This window comes from Xylanibacter brevis ATCC 19188, assembly GCF_000621725.1.
Classification (GTDB): domain Bacteria; phylum Bacteroidota; class Bacteroidia; order Bacteroidales; family Bacteroidaceae; genus Prevotella; species Prevotella brevis.
Window position 1 is genome coordinate 23,563 of the sequence record NZ_JHXM01000024.1, and the last position, 6,385, is coordinate 29,947.

The 6,385-nt window shown below is 50.7% G+C and carries 5 protein-coding genes; all 5 read right to left on the minus strand.

The features are described from left to right. Nucleotides 1-7: 7 nt before the first annotated feature. Nucleotides 8-1,795 (minus strand): lysine--tRNA ligase, encoded by a 1,788-nt coding sequence (gene lysS / locus T433_RS0112015; protein WP_027455966.1) that lies wholly within the window; start codon nt 1,793-1,795, stop codon nt 8-10. Nucleotides 1,796-1,856: 61 nt separating this feature from the next. Continuing rightward, a complete protein-coding gene (locus T433_RS0112020) occupies nt 1,857-2,933 on the minus strand; it encodes an acyltransferase family protein (RefSeq protein ID WP_027455967.1) in 1,077 nt (358 codons plus the stop codon). Further along, a complete protein-coding gene (locus T433_RS0112025) occupies nt 2,923-5,247 on the minus strand; it encodes an alpha-N-acetylglucosaminidase (protein WP_027455968.1) in 2,325 nt (774 codons plus the stop codon). Before T433_RS0112025 ends, T433_RS0112020 begins: the two co-directional genes overlap by 11 nt. Nucleotides 5,248-5,666: 419 nt before the next feature. Next, nucleotides 5,667-5,765 carry a smalltalk protein gene (locus tag T433_RS16560; RefSeq protein WP_155808313.1) on the minus strand — a complete coding sequence of 33 codons (99 nt, stop codon included), beginning with the start codon at nt 5,763-5,765 and terminating at the stop codon, nt 5,667-5,669. A gap of 287 nt (nt 5,766-6,052) precedes the next feature. Further along, the coding region (locus tag T433_RS15405) for an HU family DNA-binding protein (RefSeq protein ID WP_044109916.1) at nt 6,053-6,385 on the minus strand (333 nt) is incomplete at its 5' end.

A 6,385-nucleotide genomic window follows, 5' to 3' on the forward strand; every position in this document is an offset into this window, starting at 1 on the left:
ATTGAAATTAGGCTTGTGCCTTTTCAATCCAAGCTGCTACCTCGTCAACACTTGGCTTCTGCAGGTCGAGCTTGTATTTCTTGACGATGTCGCCGATCTTCTGCTGCAGACCCTGTGGCTTCTCGTTTTTGATATCTTGAATCAAATAGAAACCAGCCTTACGCAGTACATAGACCCAATCCTCGGCTACGCCAATTGCGGCCCACTCCTGGATGCTGCTCTGAGGTGCTTTCTTCTCAGGTTTCATCTGTGGGAACAGCATCACCTCGCCGATGGCAAACTTACCAGTGAGCAACATCACCAGACGGTCGATACCGATACCAATACCGAAGGTTGGTGGCATACCGTACTGGAGAGCACGCAGGAAGTCGTGGTCGATAATCATAGCCTCGTCATCACCCTTGTCGGCCAGTCGCATCTGCTCCTTGAAGCGCTCCTCCTGGTCGATGGGGTCGTTCAACTCAGAGTAGGCGTTGGCCAACTCCTTACCGTTGACCATCAGCTCGAAACGCTCGGTAAGGCCGGGCTTAGAACGGTGCATCTTGGTAAGAGGCGACATCTCCACGGGATAGTCTGTGATGAAGGTGGGCTGAATAAAGCTGCCTTCGCAGAACTCGCCAAAGAGTTCGTCGATGAGCTTACCCTTACCCATGGTCTCGTCAACATCCATGCCCTTAGAGAGGCAGAACTGACGGATCTCATCCTCGCTCTTGCCGTCGCAGTCGAAACCAGTCTTCTCCTTGATAGCATCGAGGATAGGCAGACGGCGGAAGGGGGCCTTGAAAGAAATCACCTTACCGTCGATCTCGACCTCGGGCTTGCCGTTTACGGCTGTACAAATCTTCTCCAACATCTGCTCGGTGAATGTCATACCCCACAGCAGGTCTTTGTAGCTCACATAGAGCTCCATGCAGGTAAACTCTGGGTTGTGGGTCTTGTCCATACCCTCGTTGCGGAAGTTCTTGCCCATCTCATAGACACCCTCGAAGCCACCCACGATGAGGCGCTTCAGATAGAGCTCTGTGGCAATACGCATATACATGTCCTGATTCAGGGCATTGAAGTGTGTGATGAACGGACGAGCCGATGCACCACCAGCGATGTTCTGCAAGATAGGTGTGTCCACCTCGGTGTAGCCAGCATTGTCTAGAATGCTACGCATGGTGCGAATGATGGTGGCACGCTTGAGGAACGTATCTTTTACGCCTGCATTTACAATCAAGTCAACGTAGCGCTGACGATAGCGAAGCTCGGGATCGTCGAAGGCGTCGTAAACCTTTCCGTCGGCATCGGTCTTCACCACGGGCAGTGGCTTCAGACTCTTGCTCAGTACGGTCATCTCCATGACGTGAACACTGATTTCGCCCGTCTTGGTACGGAATACGTAGCCCTTTACACCGATGAAGTCGCCCAAATCCAGCAACTTCTTGAAAACAATGTTGTAGAGGTCTTTATTCTCATTGGGACAGATAGAGTCGCGCTGCACATACACCTGTATGCGCCCCTTAGAGTCCTGCAGTTTGGCAAAGGCAGCCTTACCCATGATGCTCTTGCTCATGATACGGCCTGCGATGCTCACCATGCGGCTGTTCTCGGGTGTGGCAGTCTCGCGCACGTCGTTGCCTTCTTCATCCTTACCGATGACTGGCAGATCCTCGAAGTTTTCAATGATATCTGTGCTCCATGCATTTACGGAATACTCTGCAGCAGGGTAGGGGTTGATGCCCATCTTGCGCAGTTCGTCGAGCGACTGTCGGCGAAGAATTTCTTGTTCACTCAGTTCAAGTACGTTCATATCTTTTATATTCGAATATATTCTTTTAGGCCGCAAAGTTACTAAAAAAAAATGATACTGTTTATAATTTAATATAAATTTGCTTTCTGTAGAGTGCGTAACCAATAGCATAGTTTAGCGCTACGAAAGTGAGTGCGTAGGCCAATGAAGCCCATTTGAGTGGAATGATAAACGTGTGTAATGCGTTGTAAACAAGGTTGTTAATGCCAGTTTGATTGAAAATGATGGAGAGTAACTCACTTGCCACGTAGAGAGCCAGCGCATTCATTCCAAAGACGCGGAAAGGCTCAGACCATCTGTTTTTTTGACGAATGTCAATCAGCCACATCAACAGGGCTTGCAGCAAGGCTGCCAGTGCACAGGTTACCAACACGTATGAGGGGCTCCAGATGCGTTTGTTCAGTGGCAGTCCGAAGCTCAACAGATAGCCTGCCACCAGACATACGGTGCCAATGACGAAGAGTCCCATTACCTTGTGTTCCACGCTTTTAGCCATGTAGATGGCCTTGCCGCAGTAGAAACCAATCAGTACGTGGGCAATGCTTGAGATGGTGCCCAGCAGTCCTTCGGGATCCACAGGACTCTTGTGGTAGAGATGGGCGTAGCCAAACAGGCTCCTGTCGGCCAGTGCCAGTATGTTCTGTGTGGCATCCTCGCTATAGCCATTGCCCCATATTAATAATAATGTGTATCCGCTCAAAAGCGCTATGACAAGAGGCACGATGTAACGATGATTCATATATAGCGCGATGAGTGATACAGCGCCATAACATAGGGCTATTCGTTGCATCACCGCCCACAGACGCAGGTGGTCGAATCCTAGAGGGTCGCCTTTCAGGGCATCATGAAACCAGTTGATGGCCAGGCCTATCACGAAGAGTAATATCGTACGCTTGGCAATGCGTCGCAGTGTTTGTGGGGTGGGGGTGAATCCTCCTTTAGCCAGTGACAAATAACAAGCAATGCCAACGATGAAAAGAAAGAACGGGAAAACCAGGTCGCAGGGCGTCAGTCCGTTCCATCGAGAGTGTCCCAGCATGGTGAACGATTCGCCGTAGCCATTGTTTACTAATATCATGCCAGCTACGGTCATGCCGCGCAGGATGTCCAGCGACAGCAGTCTTTGTTTATTTTCCATAGAGAAATTTCATGATTTTTTGAGCTACCTGTAGGGCATTACCCTCAGGTTCTGCAGAGTAGATGTTATGAGCCTTTGTCCAAGGCTCTTCCATGGCATACCAGTCGATGGTCACCTCCTGTGGCAGAGCCATTGCAAAGAGCTCTGCAGCAGTCTTGTTGGCGTTCGGTCCACCTCCTAATAGCTCGGGTTGTGGATGCAATTGTGCTTCCATTTGTGCCAGGAGAGCATCGAAATAAGTTTTCCATCGGGGATAGTAAAAATCCTTCAGTAGTCCCTGCCATTCCTTGTGGGCATAGTCGCGGAGTCCACCAGTGTCTGCACAGTAGCGATTTCCCCACGTGGTAATCTGCACACGTGCATTCCATTCGTAGAGCTGTTGTTCGTCTGTGGTAGTGCCACAGCGTTTGGCAGCCTCCAGCCAGTGGCCCAGTCGGAACTCTCGGCAGGTGCCAAGCAGTTCGTCTTGCAGCAGTAGCATCTCAAGGAAGCGCTGGCTGTCGCGGCGGAAAGCATCAATGTCGAAGGCCTTATAGTCGGCAATGGTGTGCTGATATTGCACGCGAGCCTGGTCGGCCAGCGCCTGACGGGTTATGTCAACAAGGTCGAAAGCAGCTCGCTCGCAGCCAGTCGGTGAAATGGCCTTGCTATCATCGCTGTTCGTAAGTATCGGTGTGACGCCCTCCAGGAAAAGTCGTGCTGCCTCCAGTGTAGAGGCGGGCGTGTAGTAGTTCTTCATCTTCGACCACGATGAAGCCTGGAAATTGTTTTGTGACGGACGACCGCAGAAGATGCTCTCGTGAGGGCCCTGCTGGTTGTTGCCTGCCGGACAGTTGTAGATGGTACGGGCAAGAAGGAGCCAAGCATCTTCTAAGTGAGAAGTGAGAGTCGAGAACTGAGAGGTGTTGTCAGCATTCTTTCCTTTCTCATCGGTGGTTGTTGAAAGGCCATATCTGGCATGTACATAGCCTTTGACCCACTGTTCTTTTTCGAACTTTTGGGGGCGCCATGGCAGCTCGCTCATCAGTTCAAACATCACAGGGTTGTTCTCTGTGCCCTCCATGGTGAAACCAATGCCCTTCATGGTGGGCTGGTCCACGCTGTAGAAGTTGTCTAATAGTTGATCCATGCGACCGTGTAAGCCTACGTTGGCACCAAAGTTCTGGAGCAGACAGAACAACCATTGGTGTTGTTTGTAACCATCCTTGCGACGCCAAATCGATGGAGCACCATACATGGGGCGACATTCCGAGAATAAGTCCAATATAAGCAGGTCGCCCGGTTTCAATGCATCAATCATCTCAGGTCGAGGATTCTCGGTCCAACCCTGAATCACCCATGTGGCCTGTGGGTTCACCCTTTTCATGGCCGTCATGAGTTTACGTCCAGCTTCAGCATAATCAATAGAAGCATCGTCGCTGCTCTCATGGAATGGGTCCATCGAGTAGTAGTCGGCCTTACCGTAGAGTCGTGTCAGCTCGTCATAGTATAACTTGCTGATATCATCGAAGCGCGGGTCGGTGGTTGGAGCATTGGACGGACGTGTAAAGCCATTCCACAGCACTTTTTTGTCGTTGGTATAGTCAGAAGGCATCATACCGCAATAGCCTGGCAGTACGGGGTGCATGCCCAGTTCTTTCATGCGTTTCAGTATCTGTCGCTGAAGCCGTGCTTGGCGGTCGTACCATGAGCGTGGGAGCGGTCCGCCCCAACCCTCCAGGTTGTTCATCTCCCACCACGCCAAGAAAGCCGGTCCTGCAATGAATTTTCCTATCTGTTCCTCGTCGTATCCCAGCTTCAGCAGCATCTCGCGCCACACGCATTCTTCACCCACAATAGCCAGTGGCATATTGACACCGTGCAGCGCCAACCAGTCAATCTCTTGTTGCCAGCGCTCCCAGTCCCAGAAGGCCATGGAATAAGAAAAAGTGCAGTAGTTGTAGGCATAGCGCAACGTCAGGGGCGTGTCATGACGTTCACGTTTCTCGACGCGTGGCAGTATCTTTGGCAGCTGAGCTGTCATGTGGTTCCACGTCAGATGTATGCCAGCATAGTACTTCAGATACCAGTTGATGCCCACGGCGATGTTGACCCACGAGTTGCCCCTCACCACCACGCGCTGTCCCTGTTGGTCCAGTTCGAAGAAGTCTTTTTGTACGGCATCCACATTTTTGGTCGTCTTCTCCTGTCTTAGTTCTATTTTGAATTTCTGTGAAGCCCCTTTGTCTATGCGCTCCAACAGTTGGTCTATGGGTGTGGCAACAGCCTTGATGATTGCAATCTGCATTATTGCCACAGTGAGTAGCATCTTCATAGTTTTATCTCGTTTGCTTTTTATGTCTGCAAAGATATATAAAATAATCGTAGTGTCCAAAGGTTCGTCTAAAAAAATAGGAGCCCATAGTGAAGTGGCTCCTAATTTCTAGTTCATACAACTAGCTTCCTTAGCTTGAACCTTGCGCAGCCACTCCCCTCCCATGTAGGGGAGGGGTCGGGGGTGGGGTCAGTGTTGTTCTAACTGCCAATGGAGTTACAGACCCCACCCCCCAGCCCCTCCCCTTGAAGGGAGGGGAGTTCAGCGGATGATATATGCAATTTATAGAACATACCCCAAAAGGAATCTTTCGTACTATGCGGTTGAAAATCCAAGGACTCCGTAGGCGCTCCCCTCCCATGTAGGGGAGGGGTTGGGGGTGGGGTCAGTGTTGTTCTAACTGCCCTTGAAGGGAGGGGTCAATTCATACAACTAGCCACGCCGAGGCTAGTAGCAATGGCCGTAAGTATGGCGATAACAGTTTGCAATACAAACTTCCAAGTTTCCAGTTTCTTCATAGTATTATTCGATTAATTTGGTTAATTACGATTTGGGGCCGCCTGCGGCGGGAAATTATTCAAAATTTGATTCAAAATTAAAAAGAGATTTATATCCCTTCGGCTTGTGTCAGGCGAGAAAGAAAATAAAAATGAAAAATTTTGTTTTCAATTTTGAAAAATTTCCCTGCGAAGCAGGCCAAACCTCCCTCGGGAGGGGTCGGGGGTGGGGTCAGTGTTGTTCTAACTACAAATGGAGATACAGACCCCACCCCTGCCCCTCCCCTTGAAGGGAGGGGTTTGAGGGGTTAGTCCTCATTCTCATTCTCCTCCTCCTCTTCCTCGCTGCTATACTTCTCCTGCTCCTTTAGTCGGATGCCGTTGAGCATGGATTTGATGCGGTGGTTGTCCACGATGCGCGTCTCGGGCTGGAAGAGGATGCGTACCGACTTGATGTTGTTGGCGGTGAAGTCCTTCGCTGTTTCGGCACCTACGGTGTTGATAGTCACCTTGAAGGCACCGATGCCGTCGAGCACCACGCGACCACCCTGAATGAGCTTCTGGTTCATCACCTCGCTCAGCTCGCAGAGCACGGCCTTCACGTCAGATTTCTTGACAGATGCGTTGCGCTGGATCTCGTC

Bases quoted from the DNA above. Each gene is read 5' to 3' on its own strand.
- lysS (WP_027455966.1), bottom strand. From the start codon at position 1,795: ATGAACGTACTTGAACTGAGTGAACAAGAAATTCTTCGCCGACAGTCG.
- T433_RS0112020 (WP_027455967.1), bottom strand. From the start codon at position 2,933: ATGGAAAATAAACAAAGACTGCTGTCGCTGGACATCCTGCGCGGCATG.
- T433_RS0112025 (WP_027455968.1), bottom strand. From the start codon at position 5,247: ATGAAGATGCTACTCACTGTGGCAATAATGCAGATTGCAATCATCAAG.
- T433_RS16560 (WP_155808313.1), bottom strand. From the start codon at position 5,765: ATGAAGAAACTGGAAACTTGGAAGTTTGTATTGCAAACTGTTATCGCC.